At 67.2% G+C, this 24,040-nt stretch carries 22 protein-coding genes; 14 read left to right on the top strand and 8 right to left on the bottom strand.

The annotated features are described in order from the left end of the window. Positions 1-375 carry a VOC family protein gene (locus QRN53_RS19895; RefSeq protein WP_285245530.1) on the top strand — a complete coding sequence of 125 codons (375 nt, stop codon included), beginning with the start codon at positions 1-3 and terminating at the stop codon, positions 373-375. Between the two features lie 308 nt (positions 376-683). Continuing rightward, complete coding sequence (locus tag QRN53_RS19890) at positions 684-995, top strand: hypothetical protein (RefSeq protein ID WP_285245529.1); 312 nt, start codon at positions 684-686, stop codon at positions 993-995. Positions 996-1,011: 16 nt separating this feature from the next. Here QRN53_RS19890 and QRN53_RS19885 read toward each other — a convergent pair whose 3' ends face one another. Next, positions 1,012-1,917 carry a phosphatase PAP2 family protein gene (locus QRN53_RS19885; RefSeq protein ID WP_285245528.1) on the bottom strand — a complete coding sequence of 302 codons (906 nt, stop codon included), beginning with the start codon at positions 1,915-1,917 and terminating at the stop codon, positions 1,012-1,014. 36 nt (positions 1,918-1,953) lie between these two features. Further along, positions 1,954-3,132, bottom strand: coding sequence for an MFS transporter (locus QRN53_RS19880; protein ID WP_285245527.1), 1,179 nt, complete (start codon positions 3,130-3,132; stop codon positions 1,954-1,956). Positions 3,133-3,184: 52 nt separating this feature from the next. On the opposite strand from QRN53_RS19880, the gene QRN53_RS19875 reads away from it, so the two are divergent. The 7 genes from QRN53_RS19875 (at position 3,185) to menD (ending at position 12,833) form a co-directional block, all read left to right on the top strand. Next, positions 3,185-4,177, top strand: coding sequence for an ABC transporter ATP-binding protein (locus tag QRN53_RS19875; RefSeq protein WP_285245526.1), 993 nt, complete (start codon positions 3,185-3,187; stop codon positions 4,175-4,177). A gap of 1 nt (position 4,178) precedes the next feature. After that, a complete protein-coding gene (locus QRN53_RS19870) occupies positions 4,179-5,801 on the top strand; it encodes an ABC transporter permease (protein ID WP_285245604.1) in 1,623 nt (540 codons plus the stop codon). Then, on the top strand, positions 5,798-6,292 hold the full coding sequence (locus tag QRN53_RS19865; RefSeq protein WP_285245525.1) for a GbsR/MarR family transcriptional regulator: 495 nt from the start codon (positions 5,798-5,800) through the stop codon (positions 6,290-6,292). Before QRN53_RS19870 ends, QRN53_RS19865 begins: the two co-directional genes overlap by 4 nt. Next, positions 6,289-7,305, top strand: coding sequence for a magnesium and cobalt transport protein CorA (locus tag QRN53_RS19860; protein WP_285245524.1), 1,017 nt, complete (start codon positions 6,289-6,291; stop codon positions 7,303-7,305). Before QRN53_RS19865 ends, QRN53_RS19860 begins: the two co-directional genes overlap by 4 nt. A gap of 61 nt (positions 7,306-7,366) precedes the next feature. After that, the gene (locus tag QRN53_RS19855) at positions 7,367-8,380 is read left to right on the top strand and encodes an o-succinylbenzoate synthase (protein WP_285245523.1); all 1,014 of its coding nucleotides are present in this window, start codon (positions 7,367-7,369) and stop codon (positions 8,378-8,380) included. Between the two features lie 224 nt (positions 8,381-8,604). Continuing rightward, the gene (locus QRN53_RS19850) at positions 8,605-10,671 is read left to right on the top strand and encodes a PhoX family protein (RefSeq protein WP_285245522.1); all 2,067 of its coding nucleotides are present in this window, start codon (positions 8,605-8,607) and stop codon (positions 10,669-10,671) included. Between the two features lie 371 nt (positions 10,672-11,042). After that, positions 11,043-12,833 carry a 2-succinyl-5-enolpyruvyl-6-hydroxy-3-cyclohexene-1-carboxylic-acid synthase gene (gene menD, locus QRN53_RS19845; protein ID WP_502934867.1) on the top strand — a complete coding sequence of 597 codons (1,791 nt, stop codon included), beginning with the start codon at positions 11,043-11,045 and terminating at the stop codon, positions 12,831-12,833. Positions 12,834-12,931: 98 nt separating this feature from the next. Here the strand turns inward: menD and QRN53_RS19840 are convergent, their stop codons facing one another. The 4 genes from QRN53_RS19840 to QRN53_RS19825 form a co-directional block, all read right to left on the bottom strand. After that, positions 12,932-13,708 (bottom strand): amino acid ABC transporter ATP-binding protein, encoded by a 777-nt coding sequence (locus QRN53_RS19840; protein ID WP_285245521.1) that lies wholly within the window; start codon positions 13,706-13,708, stop codon positions 12,932-12,934. Further along, the gene (locus tag QRN53_RS19835) at positions 13,705-14,664 is read right to left on the bottom strand and encodes an amino acid ABC transporter permease (RefSeq protein WP_285245520.1); all 960 of its coding nucleotides are present in this window, start codon (positions 14,662-14,664) and stop codon (positions 13,705-13,707) included. The genes QRN53_RS19840 and QRN53_RS19835 overlap by 4 nt, the downstream gene beginning before the upstream one ends. A gap of 35 nt (positions 14,665-14,699) precedes the next feature. After that, on the bottom strand, positions 14,700-15,653 hold the full coding sequence (locus tag QRN53_RS19830) for an ABC transporter substrate-binding protein (protein WP_285245519.1): 954 nt from the start codon (positions 15,651-15,653) through the stop codon (positions 14,700-14,702). Positions 15,654-15,829: 176 nt separating this feature from the next. After that, a complete protein-coding gene (locus QRN53_RS19825) occupies positions 15,830-17,221 on the bottom strand; it encodes an isochorismate synthase (RefSeq protein WP_285245518.1) in 1,392 nt (463 codons plus the stop codon). 112 nt (positions 17,222-17,333) lie between these two features. Between QRN53_RS19825 and QRN53_RS19820 the strand changes: the two genes are divergently transcribed. The 4 genes from QRN53_RS19820 to QRN53_RS19805 all read left to right on the top strand — a co-directional run bounded on the left by QRN53_RS19820 (position 17,334) and on the right by QRN53_RS19805 (position 21,826). Then, positions 17,334-18,107, top strand: a complete 774-nt coding sequence (locus QRN53_RS19820; RefSeq protein WP_285245602.1) for a demethylmenaquinone methyltransferase — start codon at positions 17,334-17,336, stop codon at positions 18,105-18,107. A 3-nt stretch (positions 18,108-18,110) separates the two neighbouring features. Next, positions 18,111-19,442, top strand: a complete 1,332-nt coding sequence (locus QRN53_RS19815; protein ID WP_285245517.1) for a geranylgeranyl reductase family protein — start codon at positions 18,111-18,113, stop codon at positions 19,440-19,442. Continuing rightward, the gene (locus QRN53_RS19810; RefSeq protein ID WP_285245516.1) at positions 19,439-20,539 is read left to right on the top strand and encodes a polyprenyl synthetase family protein; all 1,101 of its coding nucleotides are present in this window, start codon (positions 19,439-19,441) and stop codon (positions 20,537-20,539) included. Before QRN53_RS19815 ends, QRN53_RS19810 begins: the two co-directional genes overlap by 4 nt. A gap of 435 nt (positions 20,540-20,974) precedes the next feature. Next, positions 20,975-21,826, top strand: a complete 852-nt coding sequence (locus QRN53_RS19805; RefSeq protein WP_285245515.1) for a type IV toxin-antitoxin system AbiEi family antitoxin domain-containing protein — start codon at positions 20,975-20,977, stop codon at positions 21,824-21,826. Between the two features lie 106 nt (positions 21,827-21,932). Here the strand turns inward: QRN53_RS19805 and QRN53_RS19800 are convergent, their stop codons facing one another. After that, positions 21,933-22,364, bottom strand: coding sequence for a hypothetical protein (locus tag QRN53_RS19800; protein ID WP_285245514.1), 432 nt, complete (start codon positions 22,362-22,364; stop codon positions 21,933-21,935). Positions 22,365-22,414: 50 nt separating this feature from the next. Then, positions 22,415-23,068: a trimeric intracellular cation channel family protein gene (locus tag QRN53_RS19795; protein ID WP_285245513.1), complete on the bottom strand. Its 654-nt coding sequence runs from the start codon at positions 23,066-23,068 to the stop codon at positions 22,415-22,417. A 61-nt stretch (positions 23,069-23,129) separates the two neighbouring features. Between QRN53_RS19795 and QRN53_RS19790 the strand changes: the two genes are divergently transcribed. Continuing rightward, positions 23,130-23,999, top strand: coding sequence for a sirohydrochlorin chelatase (locus QRN53_RS19790; RefSeq protein WP_285245512.1), 870 nt, complete (start codon positions 23,130-23,132; stop codon positions 23,997-23,999). Positions 24,000-24,040: the final 41 nt, after the last annotated feature.

Raw genomic sequence — 24,040 nt, 5'->3', positions numbered from 1 at the left:
ATGTCATCCCGAATCAGTGAACTCGTCCTGAACTGCGCCGACCCCGGACTGCTCGCGCGGTTCTGGTGCGGGGTCCTTGGCTACGTCGAGCTGGACCGGGAGGAGGGTGCGGTCGAAATAGGGCCGGCCGCCGGGTTCGGCGGACTCCAGCCCACCATCATCTTCAGCCGCAGCAGCAACCCGCGGGTGGGTCGGCTTCCGCTGCACATCGATATCAACCCGGTGGACCGGGACCAGGATGCCGAACTGGAACGGTTGCTGGCGCTGGGTGCCCGGCCGGCGGACGTCGGGCAGACGGGCGGGGAGCAATGGCACGTCCTGCAGGACCCGGAGGGCAATGAGTTCTGCCTCCTGCGCAGGCGGCTCGAACCCTGAGCCTGGCCCGCCGCAGATACTGGAGCGCCTGGGGGCGCCCACTTCAAGACGCCGCCAGGCACTAGCAACTATCGACGGCGGCGCTCAAGTTACTTGGAGCAAATTCCGCAAGGTTCGGTCAAGAGTTTCCGCTGCCGGCCGGGTGCCCGGCCGGCCCCGTAAAATGGGGCCGCCCACCGGCGGATCCTGGGCTGCCCGCGGGTCCCGTTCGGGTACAACGACCCCTTACCGGCGCACCGGGAAGGGGCTAAATTGTAGCTACGGATCCGGGCGCTACCCATCCCGCCCGCCGCTATGGAGGGACGAACGTGGAACTCTTCAGCGACAAACCGGCCGTCGCTGCCGCGGCCCTCACCCGGCTTGTCGCCGCCGAGTCCCGGGCCCCGGGAAAGCCGGCCGGCAGGCTCCAGGCGTACCTCAGCGACCTGGTGGTGCGGAACGGGCCCAGCATAGTTGAGCAGCTCGCCATCGAACTGGCACGCCAGCACCTGGCCACCATGGACAGGCTGGCCAAGGAGACGGGAAAGCCCGCCGCCCGCTACCTTGACGAAGTTGAGCTGGCGGCCGCGATGGAGGAAAGCATCGGCCGGGATTCGGCGGACCCCGGCGACGCGTACTGACGGCGCCGGTAATCCTCTACAGGCCGGGAGCGTCCCTGCGCCGGGCCGCGAACGCGAACAGCGACGTTGTTGCCACCGTGGCCAGGTACCCCGCGATGACAATCAGCGAGATCCCGGCCCAGAAGTAGTTGGTGGTGCTTGATTCCTGCCAAGGGCCGGGCGCAATCCGGATGAGCGAGTAAAACGCCACCCCGGCCGCGGCCAGCCCGATCAGCACCGGAAGCGTCAACCAGATGCGGGCCGAGCCTAGATGCCGGCCGAACCCGTCCCACTCATTCCAGGAACCACGGCGCAGGATCAGCCAGCCCGCGGGGATCATGAAGGCGCCCACCAGGAGGAACGCGGCCACCACATCCGCGGGCCGGTGCCACTGGTTGATCAACGTGGAGGCGCCGGAGGCGATGGCAAAGGAACCGCCAATAAAGCCGGCCATGGGGCGCCACCGCGGGGATGCCATCAGGAACACGGCGGCCGCAGCGGACGCCGCCAGCGTGGTGTGCCCGGACGGCAGGGAGTTGAGCTCAAGGGTGAGCACGCCTTTGTCAGGGCGGGGCGGCAGCAGGTCCTTGAGTACCTGCGTTGCCACGTTGGCGCCGATGCACGCCGCCACGGCGATCCCAGCTTCCGCCCAGTGCCGCCGGATCACCGTGACGAACAGAACCACGACGGCGGCCATCACCAGGGAGATCGTGGGCAGCCAGTCCAGGAACTGGGTGGCGGCCTTCCCGGCGGGTCCGTGAATGTCCACGGCTTCCACTAGAGCGGATTCATCGATGAACTGGCCTGTGGCCGTCTGGACGAAGAAGTTGTAGGTGGCAACCAGCCCGGCAACGCAGGCCACTGTGGACAGCACAAACAGGAAGGCCGAGCCCGGAGCAGGCCGGGACAGTGTCCGGGTGGGGAGTTGCCGTGAAGAAGTCATCGCGCTTAAGGGTGACACAAAAAGCTGGACGGCTGCTCAGGGGCCGGTGGCACCCGGCTTGACGGGGTCGAGCCGGGGGATGCTGGCTGCCCCCACCAGGACCGCAAGGACACCCAGTCCAAACGGCAGTGCCGTGGCCGTGGCAATGCCGCCCACCAGGAGCGGGCCGCCGGCATCGCCCAGTTCGCGGCCCAGTTCGGCCGAGCCCATGGTCCGGCCCATCCGCTCTGGCGGCGTGGTGTCCGCCAGATGCGCGAACCCCAGGGGCGTGGCGGCGCCGATCCCGGTGCCGATGCATGCCGCGGCGACGAAAATGGTCACCACGCCCGGGGCCACGGCAACCGCGGCGATGCCGGCGGCGATCAGCAGGAGCCCGGCGGTGGTGCCTTTGTTGTCGGTGACGGCGTTCCGGTCCCGCAGCCGCCCGATCCACGGCTGGGTGAGCACCGACCCCAGCGCCACCACGCTCACCGCGGCAGTGCCGGCGAACGCGTCCATGCCATGGCGGGCGGCCAGCGCGGGGAGGAAGCCGACGGCGGCACCCAAGGCTCCGGTGGACGCGGCAAGCACCAGCGTGGGCACCAGGAACCGGCGCTCGCCAATCTGCCGGGCGAGGTCCATCACCGTGTACCGCTTCCGGGGCAGCGGCGGCAGGTGCGGGACGGACACCAGCACCCAAAGCGCCGTCACCGCGGCCACGGCGGAGAGGGCTCCGAACAGCAGGGGAAAACCGCCCGCCAGGATCAGCCCAGCGCCCAGCGGCGGGCCGATGATGTAGCCCAGGCTCTTCCAGGACCCGTACCTGCCAAAGTAGGTGCCCGCCTTTCCGCCGCGGGCCATCCGGGCCACCATTGCGGACGACGCCGGCGAGAAGGCCGACGCAGCCGCCCCCTGTCCCAGCCGGGCCAGGGCAAGGACCAGGGGATCGGCCGCGCCAAGTCCGATCAGCGACAGCGCGGCGAAGGCCAGCAGCCCGCCCACGACCACGGGTTTGGCGCCGATCCGGTCACTGAGTGCGCCGAAGACGGGTTTGAGGAACACCTCGGCGACGTCGTACAGGGCCAGGAGGATGCCGAGGTTCAGCAGCGTCAAGCCGATATTGCCGCTCTGGGCGCCCAGCGCGGCCGCGATGCTGTGGGCGCCGAAAGCAGTGACGAACCCCGCTGCATACAAGGGCGCCGAGGAGGAGCGGGCAGCCTGGCCATCAGTGCTCATGATTGGGACTTTAGTACCTTCACAAACTTGTGAAAACTCCGAAGCTTAATCCATGAACACTGTCATCCAAACTGTGGGCCTGCATAAGAATTTCGGCAGGGTCCGGGCCCTGGACGGCCTGGACCTCGATGTCCGGGCAGGGGAGATCCATGGCTTCCTGGGACCAAACGGGGCGGGGAAATCCACCACCCTGCGCATCCTGCTGGGCCTGGCCAAGGCATCATCCGGTTCGGCCACCGTCCTTGGCCTGGACCCGTGGACCCGGGCCGTTGAACTGCACCGCCGCCTGGCCTACGTCCCCGGGGACGTCCGGCTGTGGCCCAACCTTTCCGGCGGCGAGACCATCGACCTGCTCTCCCGGCTGCGCGGCGGAACAGCGGACGGTGCCGGGTACCGGCGCAGCAAGGACCGGCTCTGCGAGGCCTTCGACTTTGATCCGGCCAAGAAAGGGCGCGCCTACTCCAAGGGCAACCGGCAGAAGGTGGCGCTGATCGCCGCCCTCGCCACGGACGCCGAGCTCTACCTGCTCGACGAACCCACCAGCGGCCTTGACCCGCTCATGGAGGCGGTCTTCCGCAGGGAGCTGCTCGCCGTCGTCGAGCGCGGCGCCACCGTGCTCCTCTCCAGCCACATCCTGACCGAGGTGGAGGTGTTGTGCCACCGGGTGAGCATCATCCGCGCCGGCAGGATCGTGGACGGCGGCACGCTGGACTCCCTGCGCCACCTCACCAGGACCGAGATTTCATTCGCCGCGGACGGCATGGACACGAACGCCCTGGCCCGGCTGGGTGCCGTGCATGACCTGACGTTCGACGCCGGCCGGGTCAAGTTCAGCGCGGAATCGGACCGGGTGGCGGAGGTGCTTCCCGCCCTGGGCGCCTTGGACGTGAAGGGGCTGACCATCAACCCGCCCTCGCTCGAGGAGCTGTTCCTGCGGCACTACGGAGACACCACGGCAGGCGCCCCCTCCGAAGCCGGGGCCGGCAACGGGGACCACCGGCACGGCGCGCGCCGGCACCTGCTCGGCGCGAGGGGACGTGCCTGAGATGGCAGTCCTCATGATCCTCTGGGGCCAGCGGCTGCGCCGCGACCGCTGGCAGCTGCTGAGCTGGATACTGGGAATCGGCGCCTTCGCCCTGTTCGCTGCCTCCGCCGTGAGCCAGACTTACGGCAATGCCGCCAGCCGCGCCGAGATCCTCCAGGTGGCCATCGCCACCCCTGCCATCCTGATGCTGCGCGGCCTGCCCCGCGGCGCTGAGCAGGGCGCCTTCACGTTCTTCCTCGTCTACGCCTTCCTGGCACTGCTGGCCGGACTGATGAGCACTTTCCTGGCTGTTCGCCATACCCGGGCCGACGAGGAAACCGGCGGCGCCGAGCTGGTGGCGGCCACCCCCGCGGGACGGCTGTTGCCCACCATCGTCACCGTGCTGCACGGTGCGGCCGCCAACGTCCTGGTGGCGCTCGCCGTCTGCGCCGGCCTCGCGGTCCAGGGCCTGGACCTGCAGGGGTGCCTGATCGCGGGCGCCGCAACGGGCGCCGTCGGCCTCTCATTCCTTGGCGTGGGCATCCTGGTGGCCCAGTTCATGAGCACCTCGCGCGGGGCGAACGGCGTCTCCTCTGCACTGGTTGTCCTGGCCTATGTGCTGCGCGGGATCGGTGACGCCACCGGAACCCCTCACGCTGACGGAACGTCCATGACCGAAGGAGCCGCCAGCTGGTTCTCGCCCATCGGCTGGGGCCAGCAGACGTTCGCGTTCTCCGGGAACCGGGCCTGGCCGTTGTTGCTGCCGCTGGGGCTCGGCGTCGGCTGCCTGGGGGCCGCATGGGTCATCCTGGGCACCCGGGACAGCGGCGCCAGTGTATGGGGTGCCCGCCCCGGACGCCTCGCCGCCCGGCCCGGTCTCCGAAGCCCCGCCGCCCTCGCCCTGCGGCTGCAGGCCGGGTCGATCATCGGCTGGGGACTGGGCGGCCTGGCCCTGGGGCTGCTGGCGGGGTCGTTGGGAAAGGCGATTGCCGCCGTCGACACTCCGGACACCAATATCACCGCCGTCCTGAGGTCGATGCTCCAGTCACAGGGAACCTCCCTGACCCAGCTCATGGTCTCCGTCCTGTTCTCCATGGCCGGGATCCTGGCCGCAGCCTGCGCCCTTCAGGCCGTCATCAGGCTCAGGCAGGAAGAGGCCGCAGGAACCGCGGAACTGCTGCTCGCCGCACCCGTGGGGCGGATGCGCTGGCTGGCCGGCTACCTGGTGCTCGGCGCCGCAGCCGTGGTCCTGGTGATCGGCTTGACCGGTGTGGGCACCTGGCTCACGCTGGCCGGCTCCGGCGACCAAGCCATGCCGGCCGATGCGCTCTGGCAAACCGCGCTCGCGCAACTGCCGGCGGCGCTGATCTACCTCGCCGTACCCGCCCTGGTATTCGTCCTGTGGCCCATGGCGACCATCGGCGTCGGCTGGGCCCTGCTGGGGCTCGGGGTGTTCCTCGGGATCTTCGGCGGCATGCTCGGCCTGGATCAGGGCCTCCGCGACCTCTCCCCGTTTACCCACACCCCTGTCCCGCACGGTGACGCGACGGACTGGAGCGGGGCCTGGTGGATGCTGGCCATTGCCGTTGCTGCGGGCGCGCTGGCCGTTGCGGCGATGCGGCGGCGGGAGGTGGGGGCGGCATGAGCACCGACACAGGGGTAGCCGCCGCGCGGGACGCCGGAGTGGCCGCAGCCGCTGCCGAACGGACCGCGGCCGCGTTCGCCGCCGCCGGGTTCCCCAAGATGCCCGCCAGGACACTGCTGGCACTGGTGTCATCCGAGCAGGGGAGCCTCACGGCCGCGGAGCTCGCCGAGCGGCTGGGGGCCAGCGCCGCCGCCGTGTCAGGGGCGGTGCGCTACCTGCAGACCGTCGGGTTCGTGCACCGGGTATCGCAGCCCGGCAGCCGCCGCGACCTCTACGCACTGCACGACGACGAATGGTATGTGGTGTCCATGCGGAACAGCCCGATTTACGGGAAGCTCGCGGACCTGACGGACGCTACCGCAGAGGCCCTGCCGGAAGGCTCGGCGGCACGGGCGCGGGTGGCCGAGATGGCTCTCTTCTACCGCTTCCTCCAATCGAGGATGCCGGCCTTGCTGGACGACTGGAAGCATGAGCGGGAGGCGCAGCCATGACCATCATCGACAACGCGGTGTACGTGAATGGAGTCCGGACCGAGGACCCGGAGGACCTGGATGAGACCTACTTCCTGTTACGGCAACGCGAGGGCATGGCGTGGATCGGCCTCTACCGGCCTGACGCCGCCGAACTGCACTCCGTCGGCGAGGAATTCGACCTCAACGCCCTGGCCGTGGAGGATGCGCTCGCCGGCCATCAGCGGGCAAAGCTGGAGCACTATGGCGAGTGCCTGTTCCTGGTGCTTCGGCCCGCCAGGTACCGGGACGACGTCGAGAAAGTCGATTTCGGCGAGATTCACGTCTTTGCCGGCGAGGAGTACGTGGTCACCGTCCGGCATGCCGAGTCCCCGGACCTGGCCAGGGTCAGGCGGCGGATGGAGGCCATGCCGGAGTTCCTTGCCCTCGGACCGGACGCCGTGCTGTACGGCATCCTGGACCAGGTGGTGGACGAATACGAGCCCGTGGCCGCCGGGCTGGAGAACGACATCGATGAGATCGAGGACGACCTCTTCGGCGCGGACCCGGATGTGTCCCGCCGCATCTACGAGCTGTCCCGCCAGGTCATCATGTTCCAGCGGGCCACCAGTCCGCTGGCCGGAATCCTGCAGGCACTCATGGCCGGAACCCCGGACCGCGAACAGGCCTACGAGCTCCGGGACCACTACCGGGACGTCCTGGACCATGTGCTCCGGCTCAACGAGCGCGTAGCCGCCTTCCGGGCCCTGCTGCAAAACGCGCTCGCGGTCAACGCCGCGCTGGTGGCACAACGCCAGAACGACGAAATGAAGAACCTGACAGTTTCCAGCTACGCGCAAAATGAGGAGGTCAAGCGGATCTCCTCCTGGGCTGCCATCCTGTTCGCCCCCACGCTCGTGGCATCCATATACGGCATGAACTTCCGCATCATGCCCGAGCTTGAGTGGGACTACGGCTACCCCTATGCGATCGGACTGATGCTGGTACTGGGGCTCATCCTGTACCTTGCGTTCAAGCACAACAAGTGGATCTAGGTTCTCCACACAGCCTGTGCGGGCAGATCCTTGAGGCTGGCGCCCCCGGTACAGTGAACGCATGCCTGCCCGTGATGCGCTGATCCCCCCGCTGGACGAACTGCTGGCCGCAGCGCACGTGGTCAGCCTGCCCATGCGGGTGAAGTTCCGCGGCATCATGGGACGCGAATCCCTGCTCCTCCGCGGACCTGCCGGCTGGGGCGAATTCTGCCCGTTCCCGGAGTACGGCGACGCGGAGGCTTCCCGCTGGCTGGCCGCCGCCATCGAAGCGGGCTGGCAGGGCTTTCCGGCGCCGCTGCGCACTTCCGTGCCGGTCAACGCCACCGTTCCTGCAGTTCCCGCGGACCGGGTGCCGGAGGTGCTGGCCCGGTTTGGCCGGGTGGACGCCGTCAAGGTCAAGGTTGCCGAGCGCGGACAGTCCCTGGACGACGACGCCGCCCGGCTTGAGGCCGTGCGTGCAGCCCTGCCCGACGCCGCCATCCGGGTGGATGCCAACGGCGGCTGGGACGTGCCCGGCGCCGTGGCGGCCCTGACCCGGCTGGCGGCGGTGGGGCTCGAGTACGCCGAGCAGCCGGTACCCACCATCGAGGGGTTGGCCGAGGTCCGTACCCGGCTGCGGGACGCCGGAACGCCGGTTCTCATCGCCGCTGATGAAAGCGTGCGCAAGGAAACGGACCCGCTGCGCGTCGCACGGGCCGGTGCGGCGGACCTGATTGTCGTCAAAGTGGCCCCGCTGGGGGGAGTGGGGCGCGCCCTGGACATCGTGGCGCAGGCAGGACTTCCCGCCGTCGTCAGTTCTGCGCTGGACACCTCGGTGGGAATCCGCGCAGGCCTGGCCCTAGCCGGCGCGCTGCCGCATCTGCCGTACGCGTGCGGCCTGGGAACGGTGTCCCTGTTTGAATCGGACATCACCCTGGACCCCCTGGTGGCCGACGACGGCGCGATCGGCCTCCGCGACGCCGTTCCCGACGCCGGGCTGCTGGAGCGGTTTGCGGCTCCGGCGGAACGCCGGGACTGGTGGCTGGCCCGGCTCCGCCGCGTCCACGCGCTCCTCACCCCATCGACTGCTGAGTAAATGTCGTTCTGGGGTGCCATAACGACATCTACTCAGCAGTCGATCACATTCACCCCCTCAAGGCGCTGAAACTTCGGCGGCTGCCCCTTTGAATTTGGTATTTCACAGGTTTCTTTCAGCCTTTTCATGGGTTAACCTCAGGTTCATCTGAAGGGCGTCAATATTTCAGAACGGGCTGGAAGGGTGAACGGGCACCCCAGAGACATTCCTTCGGAAGGTTCCCCATGTCTGAAACTGCCCGCAAATTCACCCTGTTGCCCATGCTCGGCCATACGAAGGGCAAGCGCAGCCCGGTCACATGTGCACTCAAATGCGACAACGCGTGCGCCGGCGAGGTTTGCAACACCAGCTCCAACAGCTACTTCCGCGACATCGCTTCCGCCACCCTGTCCCGCCGCGCCGCCCTGGGCCTTGGCGCCGCCGGTGCGCTCGCCGTCGCCCTCGGTTCAGCCGTAAGCTCCGCCGAACCTGCCTCCGCCGCCGGCCTGTCCAAGGCCGCCAAGGAAGGCTTCGGCAACTCCAAGCTTCAGTTCACGGCCATCAAGCCGGTCGACAAGGCCGTCGACGCCTTCACCGTCCCGGACGGATTCACCTGGCAGCCCATCATCCGCTGGGGCGACCCGCTGTTCAACGATTCCCCGGAGTTCGACCTGAACAACCAGACCGCGGCAGCGCAGGCCCGGCAGTTCGGCTACAACAACGACTACACCGACATCGTGGAAATCCCCGGCAGCAAGGGCCGCCGCGCGGTGCTGTTCACCAACCACGAATACACCAACGAAAACATCATGGTTCCCGCCGGCTACGACGCCAAGGAAACCCGCGCCATTGGCCGCGCCGCCCATGGCCTGGCCGTGGTGGAACTTGAGCGCAAGAACACCACCAAGCCGTGGAGCTACGTGAAGGGCGCGCCGCTGAACCGCCGCTACCTCTCCGACACCACCTACGAGCTCACCGGCCCCGTTGCGGGCTCGGCCCTGGTCAAGACAGTGGCCGATCCCTCCGGCCGCGCCATCAAGGGCACGTTCGGCAACTGCTCCGGCGGCACCACCCCCTGGGGCACCATCCTCTCCGGCGAGGAGAACTTCAACGGCTACTTCGTCTCCGGCGGCACCTCTACGTCGGACAAGCGCTACGGCCTCACCGCCAAGCCCACCGCCCGCCAGTGGGAACTCGACGATCCCCGCTTCGACACCCGCAACCCCGGCTACGAGAACGAGGCCAACCGGTTCGGCTGGATCGTGGAAGTGGACCCGTTCGATCCCACCTCCACCCCCAAGAAGCGCTCCGCCATGGGCCGCTTCAAGCACGAGGGCGCCAACGTGATCGTGGCCGAATCCGGACACGTAGTGGCCTACATGGGCGACGACGAGAAGTTCGACTACCTCTACAAATTCGTCTCCACGGGCAAGTACGTCGAGGGTGACCGCCGCAACAACATGAACCTGCTCTCCGAGGGCGACCTCTACGTCGCCAAGTTCACCGGCAACTCGCCCGCCACGGAGATCACCGGAACCGGCGCGCTTCCCTCCGACGGCGCCTTCGACGGCAGCGGCGAATGGCTGCCGCTGGTGGTGGGCGGCAAGTCGACCGTCCCGGGCATGTCCGTCGAAGAAGTCCTGGTGTACACCCGCCTGGCCGCTGACAAGGTGGGCCCCACCAAGATGGACCGTTGCGAGGACGTCCAGCCCAGCCTGCACACCGGCAAGGTCTACGTGGTCTGCACCAACAACTCGGACCGCGGCACCGGCACCAAGGAAGGCGCCACCGAGGTCAACCCGCGCACGCAGAACCGCGACGGCCACATTGTGGAAATTACCGAAACCGGTGACCAGACCTCCACCAGGTTCAACTGGACCCTCCTCATGGTCTGCGGCGATCCGGCGCAAGGCGACGTCACCTACTTCTCCGGCTACCCGGCGGACAAGGTCTCGCCCATCTCCTGCCCGGACAACGTGGCCTTCGACTCCGTGGGCAACCTCTGGATCTCCACCGACGGCGCACCCTCCGGCATCGGCTACAACGACGGACTCTTCAAGGTCACCCTCGACGGCGCCGAGCGCGGCAAGGTGGAGCAGTTCCTTTCCGTCCCCCGCGACGCCGAAACCTGCGGCCCCGTCATCCACGACGACGAGCGGACCGTGTTCGTCTCCGTGCAGCACCCGGGCGAGGAAGGCACCTTCGAGGCGCCGCATTCCTTCTTCCCGGACTACGTCCCGGCAGGTACGACGCCGGCTCCCGGCCAGGCGCGCGCGCCCCGTCCGGCAGTGGTGCAGGTGTTCCGCGGCTAACCCGCTGCGACGCCCCATCACCTTTCGGGGGTTTTTCCGCGACGCCCCATCACCTCTAGTGGGTTTTTCCGTGACGCCCCATCACCTTTCGTGGGTTTTCCCGTGACGCCTCATCACGTTTCGTGGGTTTTCCCGTGACGCCTCATCACGTTTCGTGGGTTCTTCCGTGACGCCCCATCACCTCCTGCCCATCCAGACAGGGGGTGGTGGGGCGTTTGGGGTTTGGCGGCAGGGGGTGATGGGGCGTTTGGGGTTTGGGGGCAGGGGGTGATGGGGCGTCGGGGGTTTGGGGGCAGGGGGTGATGGGGCGTCGGGGGTTTGGTGGCAGGAGGTGATGGGGCGTTGGAGGGTGGCAGACTGGTTGGGTGACTTTGCCGAACGATTCTGCCCCGGACGCCACCCCAAAAGATGACGCCGCACCAGCCGACGCCGGACCATCCGACAGCGTGCCAGCCGACGCCACGCCTGGGTTGAGCGCGCTTGCTGCGGCACGGAGCGCCGTTAACGCCCTGCTCGACGGCGGCGTGCGGCACGTGGTGGTATCGCCCGGGTCCCGGTCGGCCCCGATGGCGTATGCCCTGGCAGAGGCCTCAGCGGCCGGCCGGGTGGACCTCCTGGTCCGCATCGACGAGCGGTCCGCAGCCTTCACGGCGCTGGGCCTTGCCCTGTCCACCGGCTCGCCCGCGGCCGTCCTCACCACGTCCGGGACCGCCGTCGGGAACCTGATGCCGGCGGTGATGGAGGCCAACCATGCCGCCGTCCCGCTGATCGTCCTCTCCGCGGACCGGCCGGAAGAACTGCGCGGGACCGGCGCCAACCAAACCACGGTCCAGCCCGACCTCTTCGGCGAGCAGGTCCGGTTTGCCGCGGATGTTCCCGCAGGGACAAGCCCGCAGCGCGCCGTGGAAACCGGGCTCTCCGCAGCTACCGGGGCATTTCCGGACCTGCCGCCGGGGCCGGTCCAGCTCAACCTTGCGTTCCGGGACCCGCTGGTTCCGTCCCCACGTGACGGACTGCCGGAGGAGGTGGAACGGCAGCGTTATCGGGTGGGCTTCGAGCCGCTGGTCATGAACCTGCCGCCGGCCCCGGAGGACCTGCCGGAGCGGCGGACGGTGGTGCTCGCCGGGCACGACGCAGGGCCTGTCGCCGAAGCATTCGCCCGGGCCCACAACGTCCCCCTCCTGGCCGAGCCCTCCTCCAACGCCCGGTTCGGCCCCAACGCGGTGGGCCCATACCGGCTGCTGCTGGAGCACTTCGGGTCCGGTTCCATCCAGCCCATCGAACGGGTGGTGCTGTTCGGCCGGCCTACGCTGTCCCGCCCCGTGGCCTCACTCCTTGCCCGCGCGGACATTGAATCAGCCCTGTACCAGCCGGTTCCGGTGGCTTGGTACGAACCCGGGCGCCGAACGGAGCTGCCCCTGGAGAACCTCGCGGACCTGGCCGAATTTGCCGGCCGCGGGACCTCCGCCTGGCTGGACACCTGGCTCCTTGCCGGCTCGGCCGCCCAGCACGCGCTGGACCAGGTGGTGTCCGACGAGGCCGCCGCCACGGGCCCGTCCGTCGGATCCCTGGTGTGGCGGAATGCCCAAGGCCAACTGCTGCTTGGATCCTCCAACGTCATCCGGGACGTGGACCTCGCCGGTCTGCCCGCGCCCGATCCTGCGGCAACGGTGTATGCCAACCGGGGCCTGGCCGGGATCGACGGCACCATTTCCACGGCCACCGGCATTGCCCTGGGCGGCCGGCAGGAAACCACGGTCCTGCTGGGCGACGTGACCTTCCTGCACGACGCCGGCGGCCTTTTCCTCGGCGCCGGCGAAGAACAGCCGGACCTGCGGATCGTAGTCCTCAACGATTCCGGCGGCGCCATCTTCAGCCTGCTGGAGCACGGGGGAGTGGAGGAAGGCGGCCGCTACGGAGACGCCGTCGAACGTCTCTTCAGCACCCCGCACTCGGTGGACATCGCGGCACTCGCCGCAGCGTACGGCGTCGGACATTCGCTGGTCAGTACGACGGCGGGACTCGCCGAGGCGCTCGACCGGCCGGTGCGGGGGCGCAGCATCGTGGAGGTCCGCTCGGACCGGCGTCAGCTCCGGCAGCTCCACGCCCGCATCAAGGACGCCGTGTCCGCCGCCGTGGAGGTCGTGCTCTCCGGGCAGTAGCTGCCAACGCGCAAAATGCCCCACGACGCGGAAATGCCCTGTCGCTGCCGGAGTACCGGCAGCGACAGGGCATTTGCGTGTCGAAGGGCGGAACCGTGTCAGAGCACGCGGCTCAGGAACTCCTTGGTCCGCGCATGCTGCGGGTTGGCGATGATCTCGCGGGGGTCGCCCGATTCCACCACCACACCGCCGTCCATAAAGGTCAGGGTGTCACCCACCTCGCGGGCAAAACCGATCTCGTGGGTCACCACGATCATGGTCATGCCCGACTTTGCCAGGTCCTTCATCACGTTCAGGACATCGCCCACCAGCTCCGGGTCCAGGGCTGACGTCGGCTCATCGAACAGCATGAGTTCCGGGTCCATGGCCAGGGCACGGGCGATGGCAACGCGCTGCTGCTGGCCACCGGAGAGCTGCGACGGGTAGTGGCCTGAGCGGTCCGCCAGCCCCACCCGGTCCAGCAGCTCCAGCGCACGCTCCTGGGCGGCAGCCTTGGACTGGCCCTTGACGTGCACCGGCGCTTCCATCACGTTTTGCAGCGCTGTCTTGTGCGGGAACAGGTTGAACCGCTGGAACACCATGCCGATTTCGCGGCGCTGGGCGGCGATTTCCTTGGTCTTGAGGTCGTGGAGCTTGCCGTTGACCTCGCGGTAGCCAATCAGCTGGCCGCCCACGGAGATCCGCCCGGCGCTGATCGATTCCAACAGGTTCACGCAGCGCAGCATGGTGGACTTGCCGGAACCCGAAGGGCCGATCACCACCGACACTTCGCCTTGCCGCACAGTCATATCGATGCCCCGGAGGACATGGTGGGGCCCGTAGAACTTGTGCAGGCCTTCGATTTTGACCAGCGGCTTTTCTGCTGTGACCGTCATCGTGCACTCTCCTCGGGGAAGTCCGTCTCTATCGACCGTCCGCCGTCCTGGCTCAAGGCCACGCGGGCGGACTTGGCCACTGGCTTGCCCGCCGGGGCGAGGTTGTCCACGCCCTTGCCGTAGTACGCCTCAATGTAGTGCTGTCCCACCATGAGGATGCTGGTGATTACCAGATACCAAATGGCGGCAACGATCAACAGCGGAACCGGCAGGTAGGTCCGGTTGGCCAGGGCATTGGTGGCAAAGGTGAGGTCCAGGGTGAACGGCACGGCAAGGACCAGCGAGGTGGTCTTCAACATGCCGATGGTTTCGTTGCCCGTGGGCGGCACGATGACGCGCATGGCCTGCGGCAGGATGATCCGCCACATGATCTTGGTCTTGCCCATGCCCAACGCCTCGGCAGCCTCCATCTGGCCGCGGTCTACGGACTTGAGGCCTGCGCGGAAAATCTCCGCAAGGTAGGCCGATTCGTTCAGGCCGAGGCCCAGGATGGCGGCCACGGTGGCAGTGATGACCGCGGAGGTGTCCAGGCTGAACAGTTCAGGTCCGAATGGCACGCCTGCGCTGATCTTGGGGTACAGAACCGAAATCAGGCCCCACAGCACCAACTGCGTGTAGACCGGAGTTCCGCGGAAGAACCACACCCACACCCAACTGGACCAGCGGAACACAGGGTTGTCGGACTGGCGCATGAAGGCCAAAAGAATGGCCAGGACGATGGCCAAAACCATCGAGGTGACCGTGAGCAGGAGCGTCCAGCCCACACCCTGGACCACCTTGACGTCCAGGATGTAGGTGCCCACCACGTCCCAGCGGAAATTGGGGTTGGTGAACAGGCTCTGCAGAAACAGAACCACTAGCGCCAAGATGATGAAGGCGCTGATCCACCGGCCGGGGTGGCGCACCGGCACTGACTTGTTCAGTACCGGTGCGTCCCCATGTTGATGGTGTTCCATGTGCACACCTGACTTCTCGTCGGTAACGCGAAAACTCAAGACTTAACCGCCGGGTTGACCTCGGACTTGGTAATGGCGCCCTCGGAGTTGCCCCAGCCTTCCAGGATCTTCTTGTAGGAGCCGTCAGCCATCAGCTTGGTGACAGCCTTCTGGATGACGTCGGCCCAAGCGGTGTCGGCCTTGGCCACGGCGATGCCCTGCGGGGCAGAGTCGTAGACGTCGCCCAGCTTCTCGAGCTGGCCGTTGGTCTGGGTCAGGGCGTAGCCGATGATGGGGGAGTCGGCGGCCATGGCGTCGATGCTGCCGTTGACCAGGCGGGTGGTGACGTCCGTCTGGTTCTTCAGGGTGACGATGTCAATGGGCTTCTTGCCGTCGGCGGCGCACTTCTTGTTGCGGTCGGCAAGATCCGGGTCTTCCTGCACGGTGCCGGTCTGCACGCCGATGGACTTGCCGCAGACGTCGTCCAGGGAGAACTTCTTGGGGTTGCCCTTCTGCACGGCCCAGGCGGTGCCGGCGTTGAAGTAGCTGACCATGTTCACGGCACCCAGGCGTTCGGGGTTGATGGTGAACGAGGAGATGCCCAAATCGTACTTCGGGCCGAGGGCCGGGAGGATGCCGGTGAACTCTGCGGTCTGGACCTGGACCTTGAGGCCCAGGGTGGCGCCAATGGCCTTGGCGATGTCCACGTCGTAGCCCACGGGAGTCTGGCCGTCCGGACCGAGGAACTCGGCGGGGGCGTAGCTGGTGTCGGAACCAACGGTGATGGTGCCCTTGGACTTGATGGCGTCCGGGACCATGGCGGCCAGGGCGTCGTCCTTCTTGACGGTGGTGGGATCGAAGCTGGCGCTGGCGCTGCCTGACGAGGAAGCCGCGCTGGAGGGACCCGTTTCCGAGGCGTTGGTGCATGCTGAGAGGGCCAGGGCGCTGATGGCGATCATAGTGGCGGCGGTCAGCTTGGAAGTGCCCAGGAGGGTACGGGGAGTCTGCATTTCTTACCTTTTGTTGCAGGGGCTATGAGGTACTAACGCGGCTTATAGTGTAACGCTCAACAGGAGAGGTACGTCACACGCAACTAAGTTTCACTATTGGATAACTGTAGCGGGGGTAAAATCAAGCCTTCCAGGGCAGGACCTGTCTGTCATTCCAGACTCATGGCCGCCGTGTGCTAGCTGTTGATGCCCAGGGACTCCAGCATCGGCCGGAATTTGGCCCACGTTTCGGCCAATTCGGCCTCCGGGAGCGAGCCGTCAACTATTCCGCACCCGGCATAGAGCCGGACCGTGTCCTCGGACTCGATGACGGCGCCGCGCAACGCGATGCCCCATTCACCGTTGCCCGCTGCGTCCAGCCAGCCCACCGGCCCGGCATACGGTCCACGGTCCAGGTGCTCCAGCTTGCGGATCAGCTCGCCCGCGACCAGGGTGGGCGTCCCGCACACGGCAGCAGTTGGGTGCAGCGCGTTGATAAGGGCCAGGCACGTGGGCACGTGCCCCTCCACTTCCGTGAGTTCGGCCTTGACGTCGGAGGCCAGGTGCCAGACGTTGGGCAGCTCAAGGATGAACGGCTCATCATGGGCATTCATCGCCTCGGAGAACGGTGCCAGTTGCTTGGTCAGCGACTGGATGGCGATCTCATGTTCATGCCGCTGCTTCTCCGAACCCGCCAGCACCCGGGTGGCGTAATCCATCGGCGCGCCATCTTCACCGTGCGCGTCCCTCCGGTCAAGGGTGCCGGCCAGTACGCGGGCCTGGGCGGTGCGTCCTTCAACCTGGATCAGCATCTCCGGCGTGGCGCCCACCAGGCCGTCCACTCCGTAGGTCCAGCATTCGCGGTACCTGGCGGCGAGCTCCCGAAGGACATCTGCGGCATGTACACCGGAAGGAATGGTTGCCACCACGTCCCGCGCCAGCACCAGTTTCTCCAGCGCTCCGGTGCGGATCTCGGCGACGCCCGCGGCCACGGCCTCCATCCAGGCTTCCTCGCTGAGCGACCCCGTGTGCAGCGTTGCGCCCGCGGCCAGTGGCAGGGGACGCACGACGGCGCCGCCGGCCTGGCCGGGCGCGTCATCCAAAGTGCCGTCCCCGGCGGAGTCCGCTGCCGTCGTCGTACCTTCACCTGCAGCGGCGCTGATGCTGAGCCAGCGGTCCAGTGCGGCGGCCGCCGTCTCTTCGGTGAGCGGGCTGTCGTCGAACGTCAACTGGGTGAGCCATGCCTGGTTGTCCCGCACGCCCACCACAATCTCCGGCACGATCAGGCGCGACTCGTGCCGGGAGGTTTTGGAGAAAGCGAAGGAACCGAAAGCTACCGGGCCGGTGCCGGGCAGCTCCACCGCATCCGCGACGTCGGCCTCCAGGACCAGGTGCCGCCACCAGATGTCCGCCTCCAGGAACCGTTCCGGCCCGGTGGCAGTGAACCGCGCGATCTCCCCGAAACCCGCCAGCCCCGCCTCGCGGCGGGTCCAGCAGAGGACGTCGTCCCTGACCAGAAACGAAGGCAGCCCCCCGGGGAATGTTTTGCCATCCAGGGGGACTGTCAGGGTGCGGAACGTGCTCGTCATGATGAGACAACACTACTCCCGCGTAGGCCAGGCCTCCTCCGGCATCGGGGAGCGCCAAAAGGAGATGGAGCCGCTGGTCCGGACCGCCGCCAACATTTGAGACAATGTCATGGTGAACCGAGCATCCTTGGATAAGCGTCCGGACGAAGTAGCCACGATGTTTGACGACGTCGCACCGAAATACGACGTCGTCAACGATGTCCTGTCCATGGGACAGACCCGCCGTTGGCGGAAGATCGTGGTGGACGCGATGGAAGTCTCCAAGGGCCACCGCGTCCTTGACCTTGCGGCCGGAACGGGCACCTCCAGCGAACCATATGCCGACGCCGGCATAGACGTGGTGGCCTGCGACTTCTCCCTGGGAATGCTGAAGGTCGGCAAGCGCCGCCGCCCGGACATCGACTTCATCGCCGGCGACGCCACCAATCTTCCCTTCGCGGACAGCACCTTTGACGCCACCACCATCTCGTTCGGCCTGCGCAACGTGAATGAGCCCAAGAAGGCACTGGCCGAGATGCTGCGCGTCACCAAGCCCGGCGGCCGCCTGGTCATCGCAGAGTTCTCCCAGCCTGTGGTCCCGCTGTGGCGCACCATGTACACCGAATACCTGATGCGCGCCCTGCCGGCCATCGCCGTCAAGGTTGCCTCCAACCCGGACGCCTACGTGTACCTGGCCGAGTCCATCCGCGCCTGGCCGGACCAGGACCACCTGGCAGCCTGGCTGGAGGAAAGCGGCTGGGAAAAGGTCACCTACCGCAACCTGACAGGCGGCATCGTGGCGGTGCACCGGGCCTTCAAGCCCGCAGCCGCGTCCGAGGGGGCCGCAGCCGCCATCGCCGCGCACAAGGGCCCGGTGGCCAAGCTGCGCCGCAACATCGTCCGCTGACCTGTGAAGGTACTGATTGTCGGCGCGGGGCCGGCCGGATCCACTGCCGCTTATTACCTTGCCAAGGCGGGACTTGAGGTCACGGTCCTGGAAAAGACCAGCTTCCCCCGCGAGAAGGTCTGCGGGGACGGTCTTACGCCCCGCGCCGTCCGGGAGATCCAGAAGCTGGGCCTCCCGCACCCGGAGGACGACGGCTGGCGGCGGAACAAGGGCCTGCGCCTCATCGCCGGCGGCCGCACCATCGAGCTGCCCTGGCCCGAGGTGTCCGACTTTCCGCAGTACGGACTGATCCGGACGCGCCTCGGCTTTGACGAAGAACTGGCGCGGCACGCCGAGGCTGCCGGTGCCACCATCCTCGAGCGGCACAGCGTCACCGAAGCCCTCCGGAACGACGCCGGCCGCGTCACCGGGGTCCGCGCAGCGCTCCTGGACGGGAACGGACGCAAGACGGGGGAGACGCGTGACTTCAGTGCCGACGTCGTCCTCGCTGCCGATGGCAACTCCACCCGCACGGCCGTGTCCCTCGGGATCCAAAAGCGCGACGACCGCCCGCTCGGCGTCGCCGTCCGCACCTACTTCACATCCCCCCGCACCGACGACGACTGGATGGAAGGCTGGCTGGAGCTTCCCGGCCGCGACGGCAAGCTCCTGCCAGGCTACGGCTGGGTGTTCGGCGTCGGTGACGGCACCTCCAACGTGGGCCTGGGCATCCTGAACTCGTCCAAGGAATTCGGCAAGCTGGACTATAAGCAGGTCCTCCACGAATGGACCGCCGGCATGCCCGCCGAGTGGGGCTTCACGCCCGAAAACCAGGTGGGCGAAATCCGGGGGGCCGCCCTGCCCATGGGCTTCAACCGCACCCCGCACTACTCGCCTGGCCTGTTGCTGCTGGGCGACGCCGGCGGCATGGTGTCCCCGTTCAACGGCGAGGGCATCTCCTACGCCATGGAATCGGCACGGTTTGCGGCCGAGTTCATCATTGACGCCTCCTCCCGTTCGGCTGCCCTGGGCGGAACGTACGACGCCGATGCGCACCTGTCGCGGTACGCGGACTACGTGCGCGGCCAGTGGGGCTCGCACTTCACCCTTGGCCGGGCCTTCGCCGCGTTGATCGGCAAGCCCGCCGTCATGAAGCTCGCGCTGCGGACCGGCATGCCCATCCCGGTCCTGATGCGGTTCGTGGTCCGGCTCCTGGCCAACCTCACGGACCCTGCAGCCAAGGGCTTCGAGGACCGGGTGATCCGCGTCCTGGAATCGCTGGTTCCGGCCACATCCAATGCCCCGTCAGCTCCGAACCAGCGGTATCCGCAACAAAAAGTTAGGGTTAACCCGTGACCAAATCCGCAGACCACAGCTGGACGCACGCCGGGCACGGCCTGCCGGACTCCGAACCCAGCCTCAACACCACCGCCATTGCCACGGGACTCCAGCTTCCTGCCGGTTTTGCAGCCATCGCGGGCGACGACGAACTGGGCCCGGCCATCACCAACAACCTGGCCAAGGTGGAGAAGAAGCTTCGCGAGGCCATCGCCAACTCGGACCCGCTGGCCGATGCCACATCCCGCCACTTGGTGGAAGCCGGCGGCAAGCGAATCCGGCCGCTGCTGACCCTGCTCTGCGCACACCTCGGCGACGCATCGCTGCCCGCCGTGGTGCAGGCCGCCGTCGTGGTTGAACTGACGCACCTGGCCACCCTGTACCACGACGACGTCATGGACTCCGCCCCGTTCCGCCGCGGCGCCCCCACGGCCCACGAGGTGTGGGGCAACTCGGTGGCGGTCCTCACCGGCGACCTGATCTTCGCGCGGGCATCCATCCTCGTCTCTGAACTGGGCGGCCGTGCGCTGGGAATCCAGGCCCGCACGTTTGAGCGGCTGTGCCTTGGCCAGCTGCACGAGACCGTGGGGCCGCGTCCGGATGAGGACCCGGTGGAGCACTACCTTTCCGTGATTGCGGACAAGACCGGTTCGCTGGTGGCGGCCTCGGGCCAGTTCGGTGCGATTTTCTCCGGGGCCGATGAGGCTTTCGAGGACATCCTGGTGGAATACGGCGAGAAGGTGGGCGTTGCCTTCCAGCTGGCCGACGACGTCATTGACGTTACCGGCGTCAAGGTCAAGTCCGGCAAATCGCCCGGAACGGACCTGCGCGAAGGGGTACCCACCCTGCCCGTGCTGCTCTTGCGCAAGGCTGCCGCCGATGGCGACCAGTCCGCCGTCGAGCTCCTGACGCTGATTGACGGCGACCTGAGCTCGGATGAGGCCTTGGCCGCAGCTGTTGCCGGGCTGCGCGAGCACCCTGTCACGGCCGAGTCCTGGGTAGTGGCACGCCGCTGGGCCGATGAAGCCATCGCCGCACTGGCGCCCCTGCCCGACGGTGTGGTCAAGGAATCCTTGTCCAACTTTGCGCTGGCCGTGGTGGACCGCGCCAGCTGATCCATCGTGGAAGCCCGGTGCCTCTGGTCCAGCCAGCAGGTGCCGGGCCTTTCCTTTGCCTGCTGGGCTTAACGGGATAGCCCCGGTCCTCAACAACCGAAGCTGTTGTGAAACCGGGGCTATCTCTCCGTTCGCATCAGACCCGCCGGAGGCGTTTAGCGGATCCGTGAATAGCTTATGACAGCTTTGTCACAATGCGCAAGTCTTCTGTAACTGCCGGTGTCAAAAAGTTTTAGTTGGCTCCGCTGACCATTGGACCGCACTGGCACGATTGCGTGATTATTGGCCGGACGGGCGGCTCTGCGCCCCGGATTTGTGCGGTACCGGGTTCCGGCGCGGCACAGAAAGCGCGCAATTAGGTCACCTGGTTTGGGTCTTATCCACATGGAAGGGATCCTTGGCATCGCGCCGGGCTGCGCGTGGACACGATGAGGGATGGACATCTGTGACTACCTGGCCAGAGACGGGGGCGCAGCCCGCTCCCTTGACCTGCGGAAGGCCGGCTTCACGCGTACCCGGGTAGGTCAGGCATTGGAGCTGGGCCTTGTGGCCAGACTCAGGCGCGGCGTATATGCGCTGCCTGGCGATGAACGGATCGCGGGGGCTCTGGCAGCCGGCGGGCGGCTCACGTGTCTGTCTGCAGCGCCCATTTACCAGCTGTGGGTTCTCAATAACCCATCCGCGCTGCACTTGACCCGCAGCCACCCCACCCGCACGTCCGGTGTGGTGGACCACGGCCGGCCCAAGCATCCGCGGCATGCCTGGCTGCCCGTGGTGGGGCTCGCTGACGTGCTTCTTCATGCGTTGCACTGCCTCCCGGAGTTGGACGCGCTGGTGATGGTGCAGTCGGCTGTGGGTGGCGGAGGCATCTCGCTGGATTTCCTCTATGCGCGCTGCCAGGGACGCCGGAACGGGCGCGCCAGGTCGGTTCTGGACCTGGTGATTCCCCGCGCAGACTCGTTGCTGGAGATTCTCGCAAATGCCCATTTCGCACGCGCCGGGCTGCGGGTTCGGCGTCACGTGTACATCGCCGGGGTTGGAGAAGTGGATTTCCTGGTTGAGGAGTGCCTGGTAGTGGAGACAGATGGCTCAACCCACTTCGAGCCGAAATCCATCAAGCGGGACCAACGACGCAATAACCAGAGCATTGTTGGGGGATACCTGGTGCTGCGCTACTACTACGAGGACGTCATCCACCGTCCCGAGGCCATGGTGGCAGAGGTCCAGGCGGTGCTGCGGGTGTGGCGCAGTCCGACGAATACGCGGCACGGCGGCCGGTTTGCGTGATTTATGGGGCGTTAAACGGTGAGTGCCCCTGCAAACGCAGGGGCACACTCCAAGGTGAGGTCCATAAATGACGCAAATACGTCACCGGAAGCAAGGAAGCAGAGACCTACTCTTCTTCTTCGTCGTCCTCGAAAGCCCACTCGAACATGTCGAAGACGAACTCGGAGAACGTGCCTTCCTCGGACTTCCACTGGCCGCGGGCGTTGTTGCGGCGGTACACAATGGGGTCCGGGACGCCGAGGTCGCCCACGCGGAAGCCCCAGGTGAACTGTTCCTCTTCGTCTTCGAGGAACATCAGGAAGCCCTCGTCATCGACCTCGAGCTCTTCGGGATCCCAGAAGTAGTGGTAGGCCTCCATCAGGTCCTCGCAGCCGCCCAGGGCGAGGTAGAACTCGCGCAGGACCAAGGGGATCTCGAACTGGTGCTCTGCGAGGGCGCCGTCCAGCTCCTCGGGCGTCAGGCCATCTGCTTCCTGCCATTCATCCTCGAGATACTTCGGAACAAGCGCGCGGAACTTCTCGAGGAACATGTCAGTCATGCTCATATCCTAGCCAATCCCGGACCCCTCAAAATGACACGGAACAGCCACTACGGCCCTGTATTGCCAGCCCGCCGGTGCCATCCGCGCACGGCGAGTGGCGCCTGCCACGAACGCCGCCAGGCGAGGACACGGAACGTGAAAACCACTGCCGCGATGGCCGCGGCCGTCAGCACGTTGAATACGCCCAGGACCCACAGCACAGCAGTCAACGACGAACCCAGGAACGCCGGCAGCGCGTAAATATCCTTGGGGTTGAACAATTCCGGAACCTCGTTGGCGGTGATGTCCCGCAGCAGCCCGCCGCCCACCGCGGTGGTCACCCCCAGCAATACGGACGCCACCGGGTTCAGGCCGGTGGCCAGGGCCTTAAGCGTGCCGGTCATGCAGAACAGGGCCAGGCCTGCCGCGTCGAAGAGGATCAGCAGGGACGTGTACCGCTGGACGCTGGAGAACAGGAAGAACACCAGGACCGTGGCCAGCAGCGGTGGTGCCAGGTATGCGGGGTTGGTGAACGCCGCCGGAACCATGACCAGGATGACGTCCCGGATCACGCCGCCGCCCAGGCCCACCAGCGAGGCCAGGAGCAGGGAGCCGACAATGTCGATCTGCTTCCGCGCCGCCAGCAGCGAACCCGAGACGGCAAAGAAGAACACGCCCAGCAGATCCAGCCATACCGGGGAGTTGTCAAAGGCGAATGTCATGGGGCGTCCCGGGTATTTCAAAGAGGGCGGACAGGGCGGCTCCAACGTTACGCTAGCCCCTATGAACAGCCCCATCATGATCGCGTGCGCCCATGGGACGTCCAACACACAGGGAGCCGCGGAGGTCAACGCCCTGCGTGCCGCCATCGCCGCACTGCGCCCCGGACTGGACGTCCGGGAAGCCTATGTGGACGTCCAGCAGCCGGACTTGGTGGATGTGGTTGCGGGCCTGCCGGAGGGTGAGCCGGCGGTAGTGGTTCCGCTGCTGCTAAGTGTTGGATACCACGTGAAGGTGGACATTGCGCGGGCCGTGAAGAGCCGCCCCGGCAGCGCCGCCGCCGCTCCGCTGGGCCCGGATCCGCGCCTTGCCGAACTCCTGGACCAGCGGCTGCGTGAGGCGGGCACCACGGACAACGACGTCGTCGTCCTTGCCGCCGCGGGATCGTCGAACCCCAACGCCGCGGTCAGCGTCGAGGAGCTGCTGGGCCAGCTGCAGGCGCTTCGGTCCAACCGGATCGTGGCGGCTTACGGTGCCTCCGCCAAGCCTTCCGTGCCCGACGCCGTCGCCATGCTTCGGGAGGAGCTGGCAGGAGGCGCCGGAGCGGGGGAGTCCGCGGGAGCTGTCGACGTCGGCGGCCGGGTGGTGATTGCCTCCTACCTGCTGGCGCCGGGCTTCTTCCACGACCAGCTCGCGAAGGCGGGGGCCGACGTCGTCACCGAACCCCTGCTGCCGTCCGCGACGCTCGCGGAAATTGCGCTGGACAGGTACGACGCCGCCGTCGCGATGATGCACGAAGCACCCTCCGAAGCTGCCCCGGCGTCGGGACCGGCGGCGCCGAAGGCGGGCGTGCCCAAGGCTCCCGCCGATGCACAGCAGGGTGGCATCTTCAAGGCCATCCGGCGTTTCGTGACGAAATATTTCCCTAGGTGACTCAGCGTTTCCGGACCTTTGTGACGTAAATCGGGGGCGAC

The sequence above is a fragment of the Pseudarthrobacter sp. fls2-241-R2A-127 genome (assembly GCF_030209355.1).
In the GTDB taxonomy this organism is placed as follows: domain Bacteria; phylum Actinomycetota; class Actinomycetes; order Actinomycetales; family Micrococcaceae; genus Arthrobacter.
The sequence above is the reverse complement of the archived record's forward strand: the minus strand, read 5'-3'. Positions and strand labels throughout refer to the sequence as shown.